The following is a 19,382-nucleotide window of genomic DNA, read 5'->3' as shown; positions in this document are numbered from 1 at the left end:
GCTGCCCTCATCGCATGGACCCGATCATGAACAAGCCCGCCGCACGCATCTCTGCCCTGTCGCTGTCGTTGATGCTGCTGGCCGGTTGTGCCACCACCAGCCTCGTCAGCGCGCCCGAATCGCCGGCCCAGAGCCAGGCGCTGGCGCTGATCGAACAAGGCAAGCCGCGCGACGCCGCCCTGCAACTGGAAGCGCTGGCCGCCACCCTGCGCGGCGGTGCCCGCAGCAACGCCCTGGCCGATGCGGCCTGGGCCTGGCATCTGGCCGGCGACAGCGCCCGCGCGCGCAGCCTGCTGGGCCAGGTGACCGCCCGCCAGGTGAACGGTGCCAGCCTGGAGCGCTACCAGCTGGCCAGTGCCGAGCTGGCGCTGGCAGACAAGCAGCCGGCGCAGGCGCTGGCCCTGCTGAAGGATCATGGCGACAACGTGCACCCCAGCCTGCGCACGCGCTGGTACCTGGCCCGCGCCAATGCCCTGCAGGCCACCGGCGACGCGTTCGGCGCCGCCACCGAACGCGCCCGTGCGCATGCCGGTCTGGCCGGCGCTGCGCGCAGCGAGAACCAGGCGGCCATCTCCGGGCTGCTCGGCACCCTCGACGATGCCACCCTGCGCGGCCGCGCCGCCGCATTGCCGGCCAATGACCCGCTGTACAACTTCGCAGGCCGCGCGCTGATCGCCCGCGGCCTGCCGCTGCCGCGCCCGTTCGATCGCGATGGCGCCGCCCAGTTCGACACCAGCAAGCGCCCGCCGGCCATGAGCGATGGCTACCGCCCGCCGGCCAAGCTGGCCGTGCTGCTGCCGCTCAGCGGCCGCTTGGCCACCGCCGCGCAGCCGGTGCGCGATGGCCTGCTCAGCGCCTACTACGGCGAAACCCGCCGTCGTCCAGAGGTCAACTTCTTCGACACCGCCGGTACCCCGGCCGGTGCGTTGGCCGCCTATGACAAGGCCGTGGCATCCGGTGCCGACTTCGTCGTCGGCCCGCTCGGCCGCGACGAGGTGGATGCCGTGTATGGCCGCCAGCAGCTGCCGGTACCGGTGCTGGGCCTGAACCGCGGCAAGGATGCGCCGCCGGCCGGCAGTGCCGGTTTCTCGCTGGCGCCGGAAGACGACGGCATCGTCGCCGCCGAATACATGCGTGGCCGCGAGCGCAGCAAGGCGCTGGTGATCAACAGCAGCGACGACACCGGCCGCCGCGCCGCTGCAGCGTTCGCACAGCGCTTTGCCCAGCGCGGCGGCAGCGTCGCCGCCACCATCGCGGTCAGCGAAACGGTGGGGGATGTCAGCGCGCAGATTCGGAATGCCGGCGCGGTCGATGCGGTGTTGCTGGCCGTACGTGCACCGCAGGCCCGCCTGCTGGCGCCGCAGCTGGCGCTGGCCGGTGCCGGTGGTGCCACCCGCGTGGGTACCTCGCAGCTGACCACCGGCAGCGGCAAGGTCGAAGAAGACGTGGCGCTGGACGGCATCATCTACCCGAACGAAGCCTGGAACGTGCGCAGCGTGTCCGGCGTGCCGTCCGCTGCCCAGGTTGCGCAGACCCTGCCCAGCGCGCGCGGCGCGGCCAGCCGCCTGTTCGCCTTCGGCGCCGATGCGTGGAAGATCAGTGCCTACCTGGACAAGCTGGCCACCGAAGGCGGCCTGGACGGCGCCACCGGCACGCTGTACCTGGACAGCAACGGCAACATCCTGCGCCAGCCGGCATGGTCGACCTTCAGCGGTGGCCGGCCGATGCCGATCGCCGGTGGTCGCTGAGCACCTGCAACGTGGCTCGGCGGTGGAAACCGCCGCCGAGCAGCATCTGCAGCAGGCCGGCTTGCAGCCGCGCGCACGCAACGTGCGTTATCGCGGCGGTGAACTGGATCTGGTGATGGATGACGCCGGCACCGTGGTCTTCGTGGAAGTGCGCTACCGCGCACGACAGGACTTCGGTGGCGGCGCCGCCTCGGTGGATGTTCGCAAGTGCAGGCGCTTGGCCCATGCCGCGCTGCTGTACCTGCAGGACCACCCTGCCCTGGCCGATGCGCCCTGCCGTTTCGATGTGGTGGAAGCCAGTGGTGATCCGCCGCAGCTGAAGTGGCTGCGCGACGCGTTCCGGTTGGATGATTGCTGATGGGTACCGTCCGCTTTGGTAGAGGCCGACCTTGGTCGGCGCTTCTGTGCCAACCAAGGTTGGCACCTACCAGAGCGCAGCCTGGCCGACACTACCATGGGGCGTGACTGATGCCATCGATCATCACCCACGCTGCCGTGCCGCTGGCGCTGTGGTGCGCGGCTGATCGCGGCCGCATTCCACCGCGCCTGCTGGCCGCCGGTGTGATCGCGTCAATGCTGCCCGACGCGGATGTACTGGCCTTCGCCCTGCACATTCCCTATGCCGATGCGTTCGGCCATCGCGGCGCCAGCCATTCGTTGTTGTTTGCCGGCGTGCTGGCCATGGTGGCGGCGTTGTTGCACAGCTTTGGTAGAGGCCGACCTTGGTCGGCGCCGCACAGCTCCGGTAGTCGCCGACCTTGGTCGGCGCTTTCGTGCCAACCAAGGTGGGCACCCACCACACAGGCCGCAACGTTGGCGTCCACCGTACAAGCCGCTGTGTTCGTCTTCATCTGCGCCGCCAGCCATCCCCTGCTCGACGCAATGACCTCCGGCGGCCTTGGCGTTGCCCTGGCCTGGCCGTGGAGCGAACAACGCTTCTTCGCCCCGTGGCGGCCGATCCGCGTTTCACCCTTCGCGCCGCAGTTCTTCAGCGCGCGCGGTATCGCCACCCTGCTCTCTGAACTGCGCTGGGTCTGGCTGCCGCTGGCCGGCGCCGTTGTTGCCTGGAAACTGATTCAACCCGCCCCTGCCGCCCCACGAGACCCGTCATGAGTACTGTCCTGCCCGCCGCGTTGATTGCCGAACTGTCCGCCCTGCTGGGTGCCGATGGCTGGCGCATGGATGACGGCGCACTGGAGGCGAACGCGCAGGACAACTCCTGGCGCCACCAACGCCCGATGGCTGTGGCACTGCCGGCAGATATCGAACAGGTGCAGGCGCTGGTGCGCGCCTGCCGCACGCATGGCGTGGCACTGGTCGCCCGTGGCACAGGCACCGGCACCACCGGCGCCGCGGTGCCACTGCCCGGCAGCATCGTGCTGTCGTTCACCCGCATGGACCGCATCCTCGAGATCCGCGCCGGTGACCGCTGCGCGGTGGTGCAGCCGGGCGTACTCAATGGAGCGCTGCAGCAGGCGCTGGCGCCGCACGGCCTGTTCTGGGCGCCCGATCCTTCCAGCGCGGAGATCTGCAGCATCGGCGGCAACCTCGCCTGCAATGCCGGCGGCCCGCGCGCGGTGAAGTACGGCACCAGCCGCGACAACGTGCTGGGCTTGGTGGCGGTGACCGGTACCGGTGAGGTGATCCGCTGCGGCGGCGCCTACACCAAGGACGCCACCGGCTACGACCTCACCCATCTGCTGGTAGGCAGTGAAGGCACGCTGGCGCTGATCGTGGAAGCGACGCTGAAACTGACCCCGTTGCCGGTCAGCCAGGCGGGCCTGCGCGTGCTGTACCGCGATGCAGACGCGGCCGCCGCTGCGGTATCGCGACTGATGTCGCAGCCGGTCGTTCCCACGCGATTGGAATTCATGGACGCACGCAGCCTGCAGCTGCTGCGCCTCAACGGTGCCGACGTGCCGGAGGCCGGCGCGATGCTGCTGGTCGAGGCCGACGGCGACCACGACACCCTGCCCTACCTGCTGCAGGCACTGGCGACCGCCGCCGAGGGCGACGGCATGATCGAGCTGGACGTAGCGATGGAAGGCCGCGCGCGCGATCAATTGTGGGCCGCACGCAAGGCGCTGTCGCCCGCACTGCGCAGCGTCGCCCCGGGCAAGATCAACGAAGACGTGGTGGTGCCGGTGTCGCGCATTCCGGAACTCGTATCTAGCGTGCAGGCATTGGCGCGCGATTACGCGCTGACCATCGTCACCTTCGGCCATGCCGGCAACGGCAACCTGCACGTCAACATCCTTTACCACCCGGACGACGCCGACGAGAACGCACGCGCGAATGCCGCGCTGCCGAAGATCTTCGAACTGACGCTGTCGCTGGGCGGCACGCTGTCGGGCGAGCATGGCATTGGCTTGGCCAAGCGCGATTTCATGGCGCAGGCGTTCACCCCGGCCACGCTGGCGACGATGCGCGCGATCAAGCACGCGCTGGACCCGGATGGAATTCTCAACCCCGGCAAGGTGCTGCCGCCGGTGTGACTCAACGCAACGGGTGCAGAATTCCGCACGCGCAGGGATCTGCCCATGGGTGCGCCCCCCGGTGGCTGCGGACCTTGCCGCGCATCGCGCCCTTGCGTGCAAACCGGTGCTACCGCTTCCAGGCATAGCGCAGGATGACGCGATCATACCGCTCCGCATATTCGTTGCTTCGACACATGCCGACCACAACGTTTTCGAAATTGAAACTTTTCTGATTGGTATGGCAGCACGTGCGTGCACATCATGGCGTGCCACCGACAACGGGTGGCACGGGCTTGCAATCCCGTTTGGCAAAGACGTTGTTTACGCTTGCCTGTCGGCGTCGCTTTTTCCTTGTTGGGCGGCGTCGGCAGGCAATCCGTCCGTGCATCTATGGCGGGCGGTGCGTGGGGGCTTCGTGCCCGCCGGCGTTTCGCGTTTTTGCCACCGGTATTGCAACCACGCACCGTCTGCCGCCCTTGCCCAGCGCGAGGGCGGCCCCTTGCTTCGTACTCAAGGACGCCGCCATGACTTCTTCACTCTATCCCTATCTGTTCGCCACCCTGGGCGACGCGGTCGAACGCCTGCCGGACGACCTGGCAAAGGCATTGGAAACCACCTTGGGCAGCACGATGGGCGCCCACGCCGACGAGGGCATGACCCTGCTTGGTAGTCTGCAGCGTATTCGTCAGGTTGAAGCCGCCGACGGCCGACCCTGGCCCTGGAAAGGCCGCAATCAGGGCCATGGCATCGCGATGGCACGCATTGACCGCGCCAATGCCGGGCTGACACTGCTGCTGGAACTGCTGCATGCCATCGAGCGTGTGCGCGTGGATGGCGACGAGGGGCAGCAGGTGGGCGATGACGTGCGCGAGGGGTTGCTGTTGGCCTGCCGAGGGCTGGCCGAGTATGTGGATGTGCAGTTGCGGGCGGCGTAGGCCCGCGCCGTTGCGGAGCCGAGCATGGGCTCGGCTCTACAGGAAATGCAGCAGGATGACTGCCCCGGCGACTTTCTTCTCCCGGGCTTGCGCACTGTCAACGACTTGCATTGAGAGAGGCCTGCGCGGCAGGCTGTAATTCACACCCGCACTTCGCAGGTTCGCACCATGGCGTCACCCTCGGGCTCCGTGCTTGCCACCCTGCAACGGTTGCAGCGCCAACTGCTGTTCGGCGGCGGCGCCATCCTGACCGTACTGCTGCTGGCTGCCGGCTGCGCGGCGCTGTGGCTGCGCCTGGAAACGGTGCACCTCAACGAGCGCGAAGCACTACGACGCGGCCAACAGACGGTGGATCGCTACATCGGCGAGCGCAGGCGGGCTTACGTGGCCAGCTTGAACACCAATGCCACGTTGTGGGCTACCCAGCAGCCCGCACTGATGGCCGGCGGCATGCCGATCCGTGAGCACTTCGCGGCCCAGGAGGGCACCGCAGGCGTCATGGCGCCGGGCGCCCTGTCCGTCCCCTGGCTGGCGTTGTCCCCGCGCGACGGCCGTCTTCCGCCCCAGGCAGAGGCGGCTTACCTGGGCATGGTGCAGACCTATTCGGCGTACATGGCCGCAACCGTGGCGGCGCAGGATTCGCCCACCTCCTTGATCTCCTTCGCCTTCGAACCGGAAGGACGCCTGTTTGCGATTGCTGGACTGCATGATGAAGCGCAGCTGCTGCAGCTCATGAAGGTGCAGACCCGTGAACAGGCGTTGGCCGCACTGGCCCAGACCGCCGATGCGGGCTGGCAGTCGGCGGGTGCGGACTCCGAGCTTCAACTGGATAGCGGCCGGCTGCGCGCCTACTTCGGCCGCAATCCTTTCACCGGCGAGGATGCACTGGTCACCCAGATGCGTCTGCGCAGCAACGGTACCCCCTTCATCAACCGGCTGACGTTTGAACCTCTGCAAGGCCTGCGCGAGCGGTTGGAGGAGGCCAGCCCGGGCACGTGGGTGGTGCTGGACCGCCAGCGAAACGATGTTCTGCGCAGCGCGGTGGACGCTGCGATTTCCGGGCCCGCGCTGCGCGCCGTGCCATCGCCCCGGCCTACGATGCTGGCACTGCCTGACGGCCGTGCCTTCGTGCTGTCCACGCCATTGCATGGCATCGACTGGACGCTGCTGCGGCTCTACCGCTGGAGCGACATCTGGGCGGCGCAGCGGATCTATCTGCTCGGCGGTGGGCTGGCCCTGGCAGCGTTGCTCGCCGCGCTGTGGACGCTGTTGCTGCTGGTGGACCGGCGCGTGCTGCGGCCGGCGCTGGAGGAAGCGGCACGGGTGCATGAAAGCGAAGCGCTGAGCCGCACGCTGATCGAAACCTCGCCGGTGGGCCTGTGCCTGCTCGACCAGCAGAGCGGGCAGGTGATCCTGCATAACCAGGCACTGGAGCAGTTGATCGGCGACACCGCCGGCAACCTGATGGAAGTGCTGGTCGGCCGCTTGGTGCAACGCGTTGACGGCCAGGTGCACGGGCAGCTGTTCGAGGCGCCCTCCTCGGATGAGCAAGGCTCCCCGCGCTACCTGCAGTCCATCGTGGCCGCCTCGCGCTACCAGCGGCGGGCGATCTGGGTCTGCGCGGTGACCGATGTGACTGCACAGAAGGAAATCCAACAGCGTCTGCTGGATGCACGGCGGCATGCCGAACAAGCCCAGCACGACGCTGAGGCTGCGGACCAGGCCAAGACCGCCTTCGTGGCGATGATCAGCCATGAAATACGCACCCCCTTGAGCGGCGTGCTGGGCCACCTTGAACTGCTTGCGCACCAGACCATGCCAGCGGCGTCGCACGCGCATGTCACGCGTGCGCGCAGCGCGGCCGATGTGCTGCAGGGGCTGGTGAACGACACCCTGGACCTTTCCCGCATCGAAGCCGGGCTGATGACACTGGAGCCGGCACCTTTCGATCCGCGTGCGTTGCTGCAGCAGACTGCGACGCTGTTCGAGCCACAGGCCAGCGCGAAGGACCTGCGCCTGGAGCTGCACACGGGCGATGCGCTGGGGCCCGCCTACGTGGCCGACGCAGGCCGCTTGGCGCAGGTGATCAACAACCTGGTTGGCAATGCGGTGAAGTTCACGGCATCGGGAACGGTGACGGTCAGCATTGATGCCTCGGTGCGGCCTGATGGCAGCGAATGGCTGCATGTGGAGGTCCGCGATACCGGCCCGGGCATCGATGCCGAGGCGCAGGCAGATCTGTTCAAGCCGTTCGTGCAGGTCGGTGCAGGCTCGGCACGGCAGCATGGTGGCAGTGGCCTGGGCCTGGCCTTGTGTCAGCGCTTCACCGCACTGCTGGGCGGCACCCTCGGCGTGCGCAGCACCCCGGGCACCGGCAGCGTTTTCCACGTGGACATTCCGGCACGCCGGACCACCGCCGTGGCAGACACGCCGCCACGGCCGGCGCCTGTCGAGCGCGCGCATCCCTCGCGCGGCCACGCGTTGCTGGTGGATGACAGCGTGATCAGCCGTGACGTGACGCTGGGGCAGCTGCACGCACTCGGCTGGCAGGTCACCCTCGCAGCCGACGGCGATGAGGCCTGGCAGCGCTGGTGCGAGGGTCGGTTCGATATCGTGCTGACCGATCTGAACATGCCACGCCTGGACGGATACGGGCTGGCCCGAAAGCTGCGTGCAGACGATCCCTCCATCCCCATCGTGGCGCTCACAGCCAACGCGATGCCCGAGGATGCGCGACGCGTACGCGAAGCAGGCATGTCCATCCTGCTGCTGAAGCCGCTCGACCTGCCGTCGCTGGAGGCCGCGCTGCATGGATTCGACCTCGATCACTCGGCACGGCCACCGTTACCCCCAGTGGTGAGCGAAGCGGTTCAGCGGCAGATGCGCGAGGCGTTCCTGCAGACCGCGCATCGTGATTACACGTTGTTGAGCCAGGCGCTGGAAAGTGCCGATGCACCGGCCCTGATCGATCTGCTGCACAGCTTTGCCGGCGCGCTGGCATTTCTGGGAGAGACCCAGGCGGCGCGCAGCTGCCAACAGGCCGAGCAGGCCCTGCGCAGCACCGGTGCGACAGATGCGGCGTCAAAGGCGACGGTCATTGAGGCTGTCGCGTTGATCGCGGCGAGCATCGAGCGTCAGGTCGCCGCGCGGCAGCGGGCATGACGTGGTGTGCTCAGCCGGCGAAGTGCTCGTACCCGCTCGGGCCGTCGTGGCCTTCGGTATGCACGCCCTGCCCTTCCATGATGCGGCCGATGCGGGTGATCGGCAGATCCAGCGATTCGGCAACGAAGTGCAGCGCGTCGCGCTGGTCGGCGGCGGCGGTGAAGCACAGTTCGTAATCGTCGCCGCCGTGCAGCGCGCACTCACGGGCAGCATCGCGGCCCAGCAGTTCGCGCAGCGCCGCTGACATGGGCAACGCATCGGCATCGACTTCGGCGCGCACACCACTGCGTGCAGCGATGTGGCCAAGGTCGGCCAGCAATCCATCGGAGACATCCACGGCCGCATGCGCGAATGCACGCAGGCGCAGGCCGAGGGTGACGCGCGGAGTGGGACGCAGCAGGCGCAGACGCAGGGTTTCGTAGTCGGCCAGCAGCGTGGCGGCGGTCACGTTCAATGCACCCTGCTGCCACAGCCTCAGCGCTCCGGCAGCATCACCGAGGGTGCCGCTGACCCAGATGTCATCGCCAATCTGTGCGCGATCACGACGCAGCGCCTGGCCACGTGAGACCTGGCCCATTGCGGTGACCGACAGCGACAACGGGCCACGCGTGGTGTCACCACCAATCAGCGCGATGTCGTGCTGGTCGGCCAGTGCGAAGAAGCCATCGGCGAAGGCCTCGATCCAATCCTCGCTGGCCTCGGGCAATGACAGCGCCAGCGTGCACCACGCCGGGCGCGCGCCCATCGCGGCGAGGTCGGACAGGTTGACAGCCAGCGTCTTCCAGCCGATGTCGAACGCCGGGGTTTCTGCCGGGAAATGCACGCCGCTGTTGAGCGTGTCGGCGGTGACCACCAGTTGCTCGTTCGGGCGCGGCTGCAGCAGTGCAGCGTCATCGCCGATGCCGAGCACGATGTCGTCGCGCTCGACGGTGCGGGCGCGGATGCGGTCGATGAGGGTGAATTCGGCCAGGGACATGGGGCGTTCTGCTTTCTTGTAGAGCCGAGCCATGCTCGGCTGCAGTTCGATCACGCGCCGCACTGCCGGACGCAACCGTGCGCTGCACGGTGAGCCGAGCATGGCTCGGCTCTACAGAAACCGGGTCAGTGACCCGATTCGACCTTGCGCCATTCCACGGCGGCACGATCCAGCACGCCGTTGACGTAGGTGTGGCCGTGTTCGGAACCGAAGCGCTTGGCCGATTCGATGGCTTCGTTGATGACCACGCGGTACGGCACGTCCAGGCGGTAACGCAGTTCGTAACCGGCCAGGCGCAGCACCGCGCGTTCGATCGCGTCCACTTCGTCGATGCTGCGGTCCAGGTACGGGCCGAAGGCTTCGTCGATGTCGCGACGGTTGTCGAGCACGCCATGCACCAGCGCTTCGAAGTACGCCAGGTCGGCGATTTCGCGGGCCTGCTCGTGGGCGAACTGGGCGATCAGCGACTGGCCGTTGCCACCGGAGATCTGCCAGGCGTAGATGGCCTGCACGGCACGACGGCGCGCGCGCGAGCGCAGCACCGGATCGATGCCATCGCGGCGGACGGGTTTACCGGAGGGCTTGCCCTGGGTGTTCTTGTTCATGGCAGCTGCTCCAGAAGGTTGACCATTTCCAATGCGGCGAGTGCGACTTCCTCGCCCTTGTTGCCATGGCTGCCGCCTGCGCGGGCCTCGGCATCTTCCACGCGTTCCACTGCCAGCACGCCGTTCAGCACCGGCACGCCGAAGTCCAGCTGCACGCGCATCAGGCCTTCGGCACAACGGTCGGCCACGTGTTCGTAGTGGCGGGTGTCACCGCGGATCACGCAGCCCAGGGTGAGGATGGCGGCGTGTTCGTGGGCGGCAGCCAGGCGCGCGGCGACCAGCGGCAGTTCCCAGGCACCCGGCACGCGGATCACGTCGATGTTGGCTTCGGCAATGCCGTTGCCGGCCAGGCTCTGGCGGGCGCCAGCAACCAGCACGTCGGTGATGCGGGCATTCCAGCGGCTGGCCAGGATGGCGAAGCGCGCCGATTCGGGAGTGCGAAGATCGCCTTCGTAGTGGCTCATATGCGGCTTGGGATTCGATTAAGGGGTAATTCTACCGTGGATGGGCCCCGGCCGTGGCTGGCGGGGGCCTGGAGGCGTGCCGACCAACGGTCGGCACCCACCGGTGGCACGGGGTCGGCACCCACCGGTGGCACGGGGTCGGCACGCACCAGAGGGCAGATGGTGGGTGCCGACCGTTGGTCGGCACGCCAAGGGGTTTACGGGGTCACCGTCTCCACCACTTCCAGGCCGTACCCGGCCAGGCCGATCTGGCGGCGCGGAGTGCCCAGCACGCGCAGCTTGCCCAGGCCCAGGTCGGACAGGATCTGCGCACCGGCACCGTTGCGGCGCCACTGGCTCACGTCCTTGTCCTTGCCCGGCACCACCGGCGCCGGCTGCTGGCGCAGGCGGGCCAGCAGGCCTTCGCCGTCGCGCGGGGCCTGCAGCACGACCATCACGCCACTGCCTTCGGCATCGATGGCACGCAGCGCATCAGTGGCGGCCACGCCGAAGTCGTCGCGCCGCCAGTGCAGCAGGTCGGCCAGCGGGTTTTCCACCTGCACGCGCACCAGGGTCGGGGTGTCGGCATCCGGGGTGCCACGGACCAGGGCGAAATGCAGGTCGTGGGCGATGCGGTCGCGGTAGGTGACCAGCTTGAACGGACCGAATTCGGTCTCGATCTCGCGCTCATCGACGCGCTCGACGGTTTTTTCGGTGGCCAGGCGATAGGCGATCAGATCGGCAATCGAGCCCATCTTCAGGCCGTGCTCGCGGGCGAACACTTCCAGCTCCGGGCGGCGCGCCATGCTGCCGTCGGGGTTGAGGATCTCCACCAGCACGCCGGCCGGTTCCAGCCCGGCCAGCATCGCCAGGTCCACGCCGGCTTCGGTGTGGCCGGCGCGGGTCAGCACGCCACCGGGCTGGGCGATCAGCGGGAAGATGTGGCCCGGCTGGTGCAGGTCGGCCGGCTTGGCGTTGGGCTTCACCGCGGTGCGGATGGTGTGGGCGCGGTCATGCGCCGAGATGCCGGTGGTGACACCTTCGGCGGCCTCGATGCTGACGGTGAAGTTGGTCTGGAACTGCGCGGTATTGGCCTGCACCATCGGCGCCAGGCCGAGGTCGGCGGCGCGGGTGCGGGTCAGCGGCAGGCACACCAGGCCGCGGCCGTGGGTCACCATGAAGTTGATGTCGCTGGCCTTGACCAGCTCGGCCGCCATGATCAGGTCGCCTTCGTTCTCGCGGTCTTCGTCATCGACGATGACGACCATGCGGCCGAGGCGGATGTCTTCCAGGATGTCGGGAATCGGGGCGAAGTTCATGCTGCATCTCCGTGCGGGTGCTGACCGTTGGTCGGCACGCTGATCAACCGCTCGACATAACGAGCGACCAGATCGATTTCAAGATTGACCGCGCTGCCCACGCCGGTGGCGGAGAACGCGGTATTGGCCACGGTGTGCGGGATCAGCGCGACTTCAAAACCTTCGTCGTCCACTTCGTTGACGGTGAGGCTGACGCCGTCCACGCAGATCGAGCCCTTCTTGGCGATGTAGCGGCGCAGCGCGGCCGGCGCGGCGAAACGCCAACGCTGGGCACGGGCATCTTCGTGGATGGACAGCACCTGGCCGAGGCCATCAACGTGGCCGCTGACCAGATGGCCGCCAAGGCGGTCGGTCGGACGCATGGCACGTTCGAGGTTGATGACTGCACCTTCGGCCAGCTGGCCCAGCGTGGTCAGGCCCAGGGTCTCGGTGGACGCATCGGCCTGGAAGCTGTTGGCGTCGAACGCGATGACGGTGAGGCAGACGCCGTTGATGGCGATGCTCTCGCCCATCTGCACGTTGTCGAACGGCAGGTTGCCGACGTTGAAGGTGAAGCGGACATCGCCGCCGATGGATTCGCGAGCGGCCAGACGGCCGACGCCTTCGATGATTCCAGTAAACAAGTAACGTTCTCCGCGAAAAGTGAGCGAAAAACGCCGCAAGGCAAACAGGCGGGCGCAGGGCCGCAAAGGCCCTGTGGCACCGTCTTCTTTCATCCGGACTATGACCGTCGGCTCCGGCATTGGACCGGATCTGCTGACCCCCGGCGGTAAGGCCGGGGCGCTCGCGGGCTCGTGCTTGCGCACCTACCGCCGGTGGGGAATTGCACCCCGCCCTGAAGACGTTTGTGTACCGGCGAACCGGCCCGCCCAGTGTAACAGCCCGGGCTGAACGGGGTCGGATGCCCGGGGTCGCTACAGGGGGCCATGGGGTCAGAGCCGTTTCCCGGGGGGGAAACGGATCCGACCCCGCCGCACCCCAGCTGTGACGGCCGTCGCTCGCAATTCGTAAAACTTTCATTAAAATCGGCGGTCGGACGACATGAGGTCGCCACGGACTGCCGCACAGGTGGACCGCCAATGGACTGAAATTCACAGGAATTCCCATGCGCAAGATCCTGATCGTGGCCGCCCTGCTGGCCGCCGCCCCGTTCTCGGCCTCGGCCGACGCCCTGAGCTACACCTACGTCGAAGGCGGCTGGACCCAGGTCAAGACCGACGATGATGTGTTCAACGATCCGAAGGTCGATGGTGGCTACGTGCGCGGTTCGATCGCGCTGGCCGAGCAGGTGCACGTGTTCGGCGGCTGGAACTACGCCAGCAAGTCGTACGACTACGACTACGGCTCGATGAAGCTGAAGTTGAACCAGCCGGAGCTGGGCATCGGCTACCACATGCCTTTCAGTGATCGCGTCGACTACACCGCCGATATCGCATGGGTCCGCCAGCAGGCAGAGATCACCGTGAAGGACGTGGACTACGGCCGCTTCACCGTGAAAGACCACACCAACCTGGTGCGCGCCACCATGGGCCTGCGCGGCAAGCCTTCGCGCATGACCGAAGCCTGGATCAAGGCCGGTTACATGGACGGCGGCAACGAGTTCAAGGGCACCTGGGTCGGCACCGTCGGCGGCCAGATCAACTTCACCCGTACCTGGGGTCTGGTCGGCGAGATCTCCGGCTACCGCGACGTCACCCAGTACTCAGCCGGCGTGCGCGCCAGCTTCTGATTGCCCGATCCTCGTCGTGCGATCGAACGGGTCCCGCAAGGGGCCCGTTTTTTGTTGGCCGCCGCGCGCAATACGCTTGGCTGCCGCGCACCACCGGATGCCATGGCAAGTGCGCTAGGCTTGCCGCCCTCTGGAACAGGAACACCGTCATGAAGACCCCGATCCGCGGCCTGCTGGCCACTGCACTGCTGTGCGCCCCGTTGTTCGCTTCGGCCGCACCGGCGCAGCTGACGCCGGAACAGACCTTCGACCTCTATGCACGCGCGTTGCTGGAAGACGATGCCGCTGCCGCGCGCACGCTCAACGACGCGCTGAAGCCGGCCTTCGATGGCCAGGACTCGGTAACGCCGGTGCCGGGCATGATGGCCCTGGCCCTGGCCGAACCGTGGCAGACGGTGCTGGCCGTGGCCGGCGTGAAGGGCGATCCCGCAGCGGCCGAAGCGATGTACGCCAAGGCGCTGAAGGCTTCGCAGTGCCGTGCCACGCGCAGCACCGTGGAAGACAACGAGTATGTGGATGACCAGAAGATCGCCAAGGTCGATTTCAGCTGCCAACTGGCCGACCTCGGCAGCGTGCAGCCGTTGTTCCTCGCCAGCCTGACGGGTGATGAGCAAGCTACCCGTGCGCGCTTCACCGATGCCTATACCAAGGCCCTGCAGAGCGGCCCGCGCAAAGCCGTGACCGGCACCCTCACCCTGTATACCGCCAAGGACAAGGGCTACTGGTACAGCAGCAACTTCGACGATCTGGTGGGCCCGGTGCTGGGCGCCCTGGCGCCGTTCGAAGAATGGCTCCAGGACGTTGAAGCGGCCAAGGCACCGAAGGTGACCGGCGTGCCGACCTGCGACCTGCTGCTGCAGCAGCACCGCAGCTGCGTGGCGAAGATCGCACCGGACCAGATCAGCGGTGTTGATGCGATGACCGAAGAGCTGAAGGCCAAGACGCAGGTGATGTCGGCCGAGGAGATGACGCAGGAGTGCAAGTCGCTGCGGCCGATGGCCGAGATGATGTGGACCGACGAGTGCGCGTGAGATGGTTCTGCTGAAACAGCTGGGGCTGGCTGCGCTGCTGCTGGCCCCTGGTGCTGCACTGGCGTCGGCACCTGCGCTGACGCCCGTGCAGGTATTCGACCTGTATGCACAGGTGATCGTGCACGGCGATGCAGCGGCACAGGCAACGCTGGCCCGTTATCTCGATAGCGAAAACGGGACTGCCCTCACCGCGGCATTGGCGGGCGCAAGCCATCTGGACGAGGCGCCCGAACTGGCTGATTGGCCGAAGGCTGCGGCGGCGCTGCGCAAGCGGCAGGCCTCGGTGCATTGCGCCACCCACAGCGTGCGCCATCCGCAGACCGACAGCGCCGACGTCGACTATCGCTGCGGCCTGCCCGACCTGTCGGCACTGCTGCCCGTGTATCGGCAGCATCGCGTGCCGTTCAACGGGCCGCATCCACCGCAGATGGCGAGTGAACTGGCGACGGCGTATACGCAGATGATCACCGTGGCACCCGACCGGGAACGAACCATCACGGTGTCGTTCAAGCGCGACCATGATGGTGGCGCCTGGCATGTACAGAACCCAACGCCACTGATGAGCGGACTGGCTGACGCGTTCCTGCCGTTCTTCGAGTGGAACGAGCACCTGCCCGACGAGGATCGCTGAACTGAAAAGGGGACGGAGGGGATCCAGTCGTTCATGGCATAGACGACTGGATCCCCTCCGTCCCCTTTCTCAGGACCGCAGCAGCAGACGCTGATCCTCACCCACCTGGCGCTGATCGACCACGCGCAGGCGGCGCTGCTGGTCCATCGTGTCGATGCCAAGACCAGCCAGCAGCGGGCGGCCGCTGTCACCGAGCAGAGTCGGTGCCTGGTACAGCAGCAGTTCGTCCACCCAGCCGCCGCGCAGCAGTGCACCGGCCAGCGTCGCGCCGGCTTCGGTATGCACTTCGTTGATGCCGCGCTCGGCCAGCAGCGCCAGTACCGCGCCCAGATCAAGGCGGCCGTGGCGGACAGCGACGCTGGCGAATGCCGCGTCGGCCGCATCGGGCGGGCTGACCATCGCATCGTGCAGGTACAGCGTCGGCGCTCCACCCTCGCGCACGCGGCTGCATTCCAGCGAACGCAGACGCGAATCCAGTACCACGCGCAACGGTGGCATCACCTCGGTGTCAGCCAAGCGCACGGTCAGCATCGGGTCGTCGGCGATCACGGTGTCGGCACCGGTCAGGATCGCGCCGGCGCGAGCGCGCCAGTGCTGCACATCCTCGCGCGCGGCGGGCCCGGTGATCCACTTCGAGCTGCCGTCGGCCATCGCGGTACGGCCATCCAGGCTGGCTGCGAGCTTCACCCGCAGCCACGGACGATTGCGCTCCACGCGCGACAGGAAGCCCTTGTTGAGTTCTCGCGCCTGCTCGGCCATCAGGCCCTCGGCGACCTCGATGCCAGCTTCGCGCAGCAGATCGAAGCCACCGCCATCCACTTTCGGGAACGGGTCGCGCATCGCGGCAACAACGCGCGACACGCCGGCATCGATCAGCGCCAGTGCGCACGGTGGCGTGCGGCCGTAATGCGCGCACGGTTCCAGGGTGACGTAGGCGGTGGCACCACGTGCTTCACTGCCGGCCTCGCGCAATGCGAACACTTCGGCGTGCGGGCCGCCGGCACGCTGGTGCCAGCCCTGCCCGACTACGCGCTCGCCATGGGCGATGACGCAGCCGACCATCGGGTTGGGGCGGGTGGTATACGCACCGCGCTCGGCAAGCCGCAATGCGGTTGCCATGTGCAGGTGGTCAAGGACGGTGAACGATGTGCTCATGCCGCCATGGTACCCCTGTGGGTAGAGCCGAGCCCACGCTCGGCTGCAGCTACCGGCGCCAACCAAGGTTGGCATCTACCAGAGCGACGGGCGTCAGCCCTTCTTCTTCTTGGTCAGGGCGATCACATCGCCCAGCAGCTGCAACTGCTCGGTGCTCGACGGCAGATCACGTTCGAGCTTCTCGATCTCCTCGCGGAAATCGGCCACATCTTCGAAGCTGCGGTACACCGAAGCGAAACGCACGTAGCCGACATGGTCAAGCTTGCGCAGTTCATTCATCACGAACTCGCCGACCTTGATCGACGGCACTTCGCGTTCGCCGCTGATGCGCAGCTGATGCACCACCGCGCGTACTGCTGCTTCGATCTTCTCTTCGGGCACCGCACGCTTCTGCAGCGCGCGGTCGAAGCCGGCGCGGACCTTGCGGGCATCGAAGGCTTCGCGGGTGCCATCGCTCTTGACGATGGCCGGCAGCTTCAGTTCGACGGTTTCCAGGGTACTGAAGCGTTCGTTGCACGCCTCGCACTCACGCCGACGACGAATCGTCGCGCCGTCTTCGGAGACGCGCGAGTCGATGACCCGTGTATCGGCATGTTGGCAGAAGGGGCAATGCATTGAACGCCTGGCTCAGGAGAATACCTGCTGCCACGGTCGTGGCGGCGTCGCAACGGTACCTGAGAAAGGCCGAGGCAGCAAATAAGGCGCCAAGTCGGAAAATCAATCCACGGAACCGCGAAATCCTCACCTGGCCAGAACCCATGCGCTCCCGGACCGGTCCTGCGGCCCTCCAGCCAGAGCGGCTGGATACCGGGGATCGACACAGCGGCCCCATCAACACGTACGCCGATCAACTCGCCCGGCACCCGCTGGAGAGCGATCACCGAAACTGCCGCGGCCGCGTGACCGGGTCATCGTCGGCGTTCTTGGCAACGATGATGCTGCCACGCGGGCCGCGCAGACCAGCAAATGCGGCCTTTATGCCGGGATGAAGCGGCCCGCCAGCGAATGTCCCGTCGTGCGCGTCAGTGCTCGCCGATGTCCCATGGCCCCCATAGTGCCCACTGCGTCAAGGAATCAACGCGCTGTCGTTCTTGGCTAGTGTGCTGCGCCTGCAGATACGAGAAGTTGCTGTCATTCCCATCCTGGAGGCCACATGACCACGCCATCGCTCGTATTGCCGTTTCTGCTGCTCCTGTCGGCATCAATGCCGGCCTCAGCCGCCGCGGCCTTGCCCCCCTCTCAGGCCGCGTCCAGGGCTTCGATGGAAAATGCGGCAGTCGTTGTCAGCCGGGTAACGCCGACGAGCGTCTCCGTCTTTGATGGCGCCCTGCAGGGCGAGGTGGAGGGCAACATCTCCAGCCAGGAGGCGGTCAACCTGTTTGCCTACAGCGCTGTCGGGGCGCGCATGAAACTCAGCCTGGGGCGGCTCGCCCCAGGCTATTTCCGGCATCCCTCAATGGTCGCGCTGAACGACATCGTCGTGGATGGAAGTGCCGTCTTCTTCGTCTCCCCCTCCGAAGACGGTTCCTATCAGCCCAGTGCCCCCTTCGTCATGCAACCGCAGATCGTCCTGCCTGCGCCGCGCATCACCGCTGCGGTCGGAGGGCGCGGGTCGGCCCGCATCCACGGCACGGCACTGCGCGGTGCCCGCATCAACGTGGAAGTGGCCGGGCAGCGTCGGGCGATCATGGCAAATGGTCACACCGGAGACTGGAGCGTTGAGTTCACCGGCCTCGGCGAGGGGCAGCATGAGGTTCTCGCCAGGGTGTACGACCTGATGGGTACTTTCCCCGATTCCACCCCCGCCCGCGCCACTGTGGCCGCCGAGGGCGACATCCTCCGGCCCCTGCAGGTCACTTCACCGCCGGAGGGATTTCCCATCCAGCGCACGGTTGACGTGCGCGGTGTCGCATCGCCCGGGCGTGGCAACGTCCAGGTCGCGCTGGGCGGAGGCGCCACAGTCGAGGCACCTGTGAGCGCAACCCATCATGGCTGGTCGGCGCGGGTGACCAGCGCAACGCATGGGTCGGTTCCCTTGCAGGTCGCGCTGCCCGGCACCGGCGAACAGGTTGTCTACAACGTGGATGTCGCCTATTTCGGTGACCCGGTGGTCAACCGGTTCCGTCAATACACCACGTTCCAGCCCAGCTACACCCGGACGCTGGACGCCGAAGGTACTGTCACGCTGTCCGGGCCTGATACGGTGGTCCGTTATCTCAGTGTCGAGCAGACCTGGAAGACACTGGCCCACGTGCAGGAAGATGGGCACTGGCACTACGTCGGTCCGGTACCGGACGACATGTATCTGCAGGGCGAATTCATCGAAGGCAAGGGTTACCCGCAGGTGGGCAGGCTGAATGTCCCCAGCCTGGGCGACCATCCCACCGACCGTGTGACCGTTCCGCTGCTGGCGGGAGCGCCCCGGATGACCTCGCCCGCGCGCGTCGGGCAAACTGCCACGCTGAGCGGCGAAGACCTGTCCGGTACATTGCGCCCGATCAAGGTGACGTTGCCGGACGGACGTTCATTCACGGCCCCGGTCGATGATGCGCAACGCTGGAGCATCCACATTGAAGGATTGCCGCTTGGCCGTATCCCGGTTGTGTTCGCCAAGGACGTTCCAGACCAGATCGCGCACCAGTACGCGGCCTCGCACGAAGTACTCGATGTCGTGGAGGTACCTTGACGGTTGCTTGATGAGCGTCCGATCAGCCTTGTGACCGGGCGCTCCGAAGCGCCCGGCGCAGCCACACCAGATGCGCCGACGGCAGCAGCAACGGCACGCCCAGCACCAGATATCCCAGTACCTGCCAGGGGCTGCCGGCGAACAAGCTGAAAAGCACCACGCCGATCACGGCCAGCGCCGCCATGGCGCCCAGCGCCAAGCCAATCCAGGGAATACGGGCGGTGTGCCGCAGGCCATCGCGCCCCCGCCGCAGGTAGCGGATGCTGAGCCACAGCCATGCCAGCAACCCGGCAATGCCGGCACTCGCCCACAGGAAGAGCACGGCACCTTCGTCGCCGCGCATCAGTCCATGACGGACCAGAAAGGTGTAGATGCCGAACCCGGCGACGCCACCACCGGCCACCAGTGCAGGCAACCCCAGTAGCAGGCATTGGGCGATGTACAGGCGTTTGTGCAGACGCTCATCCATGCGTTCTTTCTCTCTT

At 67.1% G+C, this 19,382-nt stretch carries 18 protein-coding genes and 1 riboswitch; of the genes, 10 read left to right on the top strand and 8 right to left on the bottom strand.

Annotated elements, in window-relative coordinates:
• Window positions 1-26: 26 nt before the first annotated feature.
• From MRBLST15_RS14095 to MRBLST15_RS14070, 6 genes are all read left to right on the top strand, one after another.
• Window positions 27-1,748, top strand: coding sequence for a penicillin-binding protein activator (locus tag MRBLST15_RS14095; RefSeq protein WP_367786349.1), 1,722 nt, complete (start codon window positions 27-29; stop codon window positions 1,746-1,748).
• Window positions 1,738-2,106: a YraN family protein gene (locus tag MRBLST15_RS14090; protein ID WP_367786347.1), complete on the top strand. Its 369-nt coding sequence runs from the start codon at window positions 1,738-1,740 to the stop codon at window positions 2,104-2,106. Before MRBLST15_RS14095 ends, MRBLST15_RS14090 begins: the two co-directional genes overlap by 11 nt.
• A gap of 110 nt (window positions 2,107-2,216) precedes the next feature.
• Window positions 2,217-2,861: a metal-dependent hydrolase gene (locus MRBLST15_RS14085; RefSeq protein ID WP_367786345.1), complete on the top strand. Its 645-nt coding sequence runs from the start codon at window positions 2,217-2,219 to the stop codon at window positions 2,859-2,861.
• Window positions 2,858-4,243 (top strand): FAD-binding oxidoreductase, encoded by a 1,386-nt coding sequence (locus MRBLST15_RS14080; protein ID WP_367786343.1) that lies wholly within the window; start codon window positions 2,858-2,860, stop codon window positions 4,241-4,243. Before MRBLST15_RS14085 ends, MRBLST15_RS14080 begins: the two co-directional genes overlap by 4 nt.
• Window positions 4,244-4,749: 506 nt before the next feature.
• Window positions 4,750-5,160, top strand: a complete 411-nt coding sequence (locus tag MRBLST15_RS14075) for a hypothetical protein (RefSeq protein ID WP_265952808.1) — start codon at window positions 4,750-4,752, stop codon at window positions 5,158-5,160.
• Window positions 5,161-5,328: 168 nt separating this feature from the next.
• Window positions 5,329-8,322, top strand: a complete 2,994-nt coding sequence (locus tag MRBLST15_RS14070) for an ATP-binding protein (RefSeq protein WP_367786341.1) — start codon at window positions 5,329-5,331, stop codon at window positions 8,320-8,322.
• A gap of 10 nt (window positions 8,323-8,332) precedes the next feature.
• On the opposite strand, the gene thiL is transcribed toward MRBLST15_RS14070, so the two are convergent.
• The 5 genes from thiL to MRBLST15_RS14045 all read right to left on the bottom strand — a co-directional run bounded on the left by thiL (window position 8,333) and on the right by MRBLST15_RS14045 (window position 12,288).
• The gene (thiL, locus tag MRBLST15_RS14065; protein WP_312705665.1) at window positions 8,333-9,298 is read right to left on the bottom strand and encodes a thiamine-phosphate kinase; all 966 of its coding nucleotides are present in this window, start codon (window positions 9,296-9,298) and stop codon (window positions 8,333-8,335) included.
• Window positions 9,299-9,423: 125 nt separating this feature from the next.
• A complete protein-coding gene (gene nusB, locus MRBLST15_RS14060; RefSeq protein ID WP_049469504.1) occupies window positions 9,424-9,903 on the bottom strand; it encodes a transcription antitermination factor NusB in 480 nt (159 codons plus the stop codon).
• Window positions 9,900-10,367 (bottom strand): 6,7-dimethyl-8-ribityllumazine synthase, encoded by a 468-nt coding sequence (gene ribH / locus MRBLST15_RS14055; protein ID WP_025876639.1) that lies wholly within the window; start codon window positions 10,365-10,367, stop codon window positions 9,900-9,902. Before ribH ends, nusB begins: the two co-directional genes overlap by 4 nt.
• A gap of 197 nt (window positions 10,368-10,564) precedes the next feature.
• Window positions 10,565-11,665, bottom strand: coding sequence for a 3,4-dihydroxy-2-butanone-4-phosphate synthase (gene ribB, locus MRBLST15_RS14050; protein WP_100551545.1), 1,101 nt, complete (start codon window positions 11,663-11,665; stop codon window positions 10,565-10,567).
• Window positions 11,662-12,288: a riboflavin synthase gene (locus MRBLST15_RS14045; RefSeq protein WP_180166738.1), complete on the bottom strand. Its 627-nt coding sequence runs from the start codon at window positions 12,286-12,288 to the stop codon at window positions 11,662-11,664. Before MRBLST15_RS14045 ends, ribB begins: the two co-directional genes overlap by 4 nt.
• 77 nt (window positions 12,289-12,365) lie before the next feature.
• Window positions 12,366-12,512: riboswitch (FMN riboswitch) on the bottom strand.
• Window positions 12,513-12,770: 258 nt separating this feature from the next.
• Between MRBLST15_RS14045 and MRBLST15_RS14040 the strand changes: the two genes are divergently transcribed.
• The 3 genes from MRBLST15_RS14040 (at window position 12,771) to MRBLST15_RS14030 (ending at window position 15,056) form a co-directional block, all read left to right on the top strand.
• Window positions 12,771-13,394 (top strand): outer membrane beta-barrel protein, encoded by a 624-nt coding sequence (locus MRBLST15_RS14040; RefSeq protein WP_265951543.1) that lies wholly within the window; start codon window positions 12,771-12,773, stop codon window positions 13,392-13,394.
• Between the two features lie 149 nt (window positions 13,395-13,543).
• On the top strand, window positions 13,544-14,425 hold the full coding sequence (locus MRBLST15_RS14035) for a hypothetical protein (RefSeq protein WP_367786337.1): 882 nt from the start codon (window positions 13,544-13,546) through the stop codon (window positions 14,423-14,425).
• 1 nt (window position 14,426) lies between these two features.
• Complete coding sequence (locus MRBLST15_RS14030; RefSeq protein ID WP_367786335.1) at window positions 14,427-15,056, top strand: hypothetical protein; 630 nt, start codon at window positions 14,427-14,429, stop codon at window positions 15,054-15,056.
• A gap of 69 nt (window positions 15,057-15,125) precedes the next feature.
• On the opposite strand, the gene ribD is transcribed toward MRBLST15_RS14030, so the two are convergent.
• Both ribD and nrdR read right to left on the bottom strand, forming a co-directional pair.
• Complete coding sequence (gene ribD, locus MRBLST15_RS14025) at window positions 15,126-16,211, bottom strand: bifunctional diaminohydroxyphosphoribosylaminopyrimidine deaminase/5-amino-6-(5-phosphoribosylamino)uracil reductase RibD (RefSeq protein ID WP_367786333.1); 1,086 nt, start codon at window positions 16,209-16,211, stop codon at window positions 15,126-15,128.
• 93 nt (window positions 16,212-16,304) lie between these two features.
• Window positions 16,305-16,826, bottom strand: coding sequence for a transcriptional regulator NrdR (nrdR, locus tag MRBLST15_RS14020; protein ID WP_025876654.1), 522 nt, complete (start codon window positions 16,824-16,826; stop codon window positions 16,305-16,307).
• A gap of 538 nt (window positions 16,827-17,364) precedes the next feature.
• Here nrdR and MRBLST15_RS14015 point away from each other — a divergent pair.
• The gene (locus MRBLST15_RS14015) at window positions 17,365-18,897 is read left to right on the top strand and encodes a hypothetical protein (RefSeq protein WP_367786331.1); all 1,533 of its coding nucleotides are present in this window, start codon (window positions 17,365-17,367) and stop codon (window positions 18,895-18,897) included.
• A gap of 22 nt (window positions 18,898-18,919) precedes the next feature.
• Here the strand turns inward: MRBLST15_RS14015 and MRBLST15_RS14010 are convergent, their stop codons facing one another.
• Window positions 18,920-19,366 carry a hypothetical protein gene (locus MRBLST15_RS14010; RefSeq protein WP_312705674.1) on the bottom strand — a complete coding sequence of 149 codons (447 nt, stop codon included), beginning with the start codon at window positions 19,364-19,366 and terminating at the stop codon, window positions 18,920-18,922.
• Window positions 19,367-19,382 lie beyond the last annotated feature (16 nt).

Origin of the sequence: Stenotrophomonas sp. LST15-1-1.1 (assembly GCF_040815575.1) — a bacterium.
Classification (GTDB): Bacteria; Pseudomonadota; Gammaproteobacteria; order Xanthomonadales; family Xanthomonadaceae; genus Stenotrophomonas; species Stenotrophomonas lactitubi_B.
The sequence above is the reverse complement of the archived record's forward strand: the minus strand, read 5'-3'. Positions and strand labels throughout refer to the sequence as shown.

Coding starts and splice junctions, on each gene's coding strand:
- MRBLST15_RS14095 (WP_367786349.1), top strand. CDS start 27: ATGAACAAGCCCGCCGCACGCATCTCTGCCCTGTCGCTGTCGTTGATG.
- MRBLST15_RS14085 (WP_367786345.1), top strand. CDS start 2,217: ATGCCATCGATCATCACCCACGCTGCCGTGCCGCTGGCGCTGTGGTGC.
- MRBLST15_RS14080 (WP_367786343.1), top strand. CDS start 2,858: ATGAGTACTGTCCTGCCCGCCGCGTTGATTGCCGAACTGTCCGCCCTG.
- MRBLST15_RS14075 (WP_265952808.1), top strand. CDS start 4,750: ATGACTTCTTCACTCTATCCCTATCTGTTCGCCACCCTGGGCGACGCG.
- MRBLST15_RS14070 (WP_367786341.1), top strand. CDS start 5,329: ATGGCGTCACCCTCGGGCTCCGTGCTTGCCACCCTGCAACGGTTGCAG.
- thiL (WP_312705665.1), bottom strand. CDS start 9,298: ATGTCCCTGGCCGAATTCACCCTCATCGACCGCATCCGCGCCCGCACC.
- nusB (WP_049469504.1), bottom strand. CDS start 9,903: ATGAACAAGAACACCCAGGGCAAGCCCTCCGGTAAACCCGTCCGCCGC.
- ribH (WP_025876639.1), bottom strand. CDS start 10,367: ATGAGCCACTACGAAGGCGATCTTCGCACTCCCGAATCGGCGCGCTTC.
- ribB (WP_100551545.1), bottom strand. CDS start 11,665: ATGAACTTCGCCCCGATTCCCGACATCCTGGAAGACATCCGCCTCGGC.
- MRBLST15_RS14040 (WP_265951543.1), top strand. CDS start 12,771: ATGCGCAAGATCCTGATCGTGGCCGCCCTGCTGGCCGCCGCCCCGTTC.
- MRBLST15_RS14035 (WP_367786337.1), top strand. CDS start 13,544: ATGAAGACCCCGATCCGCGGCCTGCTGGCCACTGCACTGCTGTGCGCC.
- MRBLST15_RS14030 (WP_367786335.1), top strand. CDS start 14,427: ATGGTTCTGCTGAAACAGCTGGGGCTGGCTGCGCTGCTGCTGGCCCCT.
- ribD (WP_367786333.1), bottom strand. CDS start 16,211: ATGAGCACATCGTTCACCGTCCTTGACCACCTGCACATGGCAACCGCA.
- nrdR (WP_025876654.1), bottom strand. CDS start 16,826: ATGCATTGCCCCTTCTGCCAACATGCCGATACACGGGTCATCGACTCG.
- MRBLST15_RS14015 (WP_367786331.1), top strand. CDS start 17,365: ATGACCACGCCATCGCTCGTATTGCCGTTTCTGCTGCTCCTGTCGGCA.
- MRBLST15_RS14010 (WP_312705674.1), bottom strand. CDS start 19,366: ATGGATGAGCGTCTGCACAAACGCCTGTACATCGCCCAATGCCTGCTA.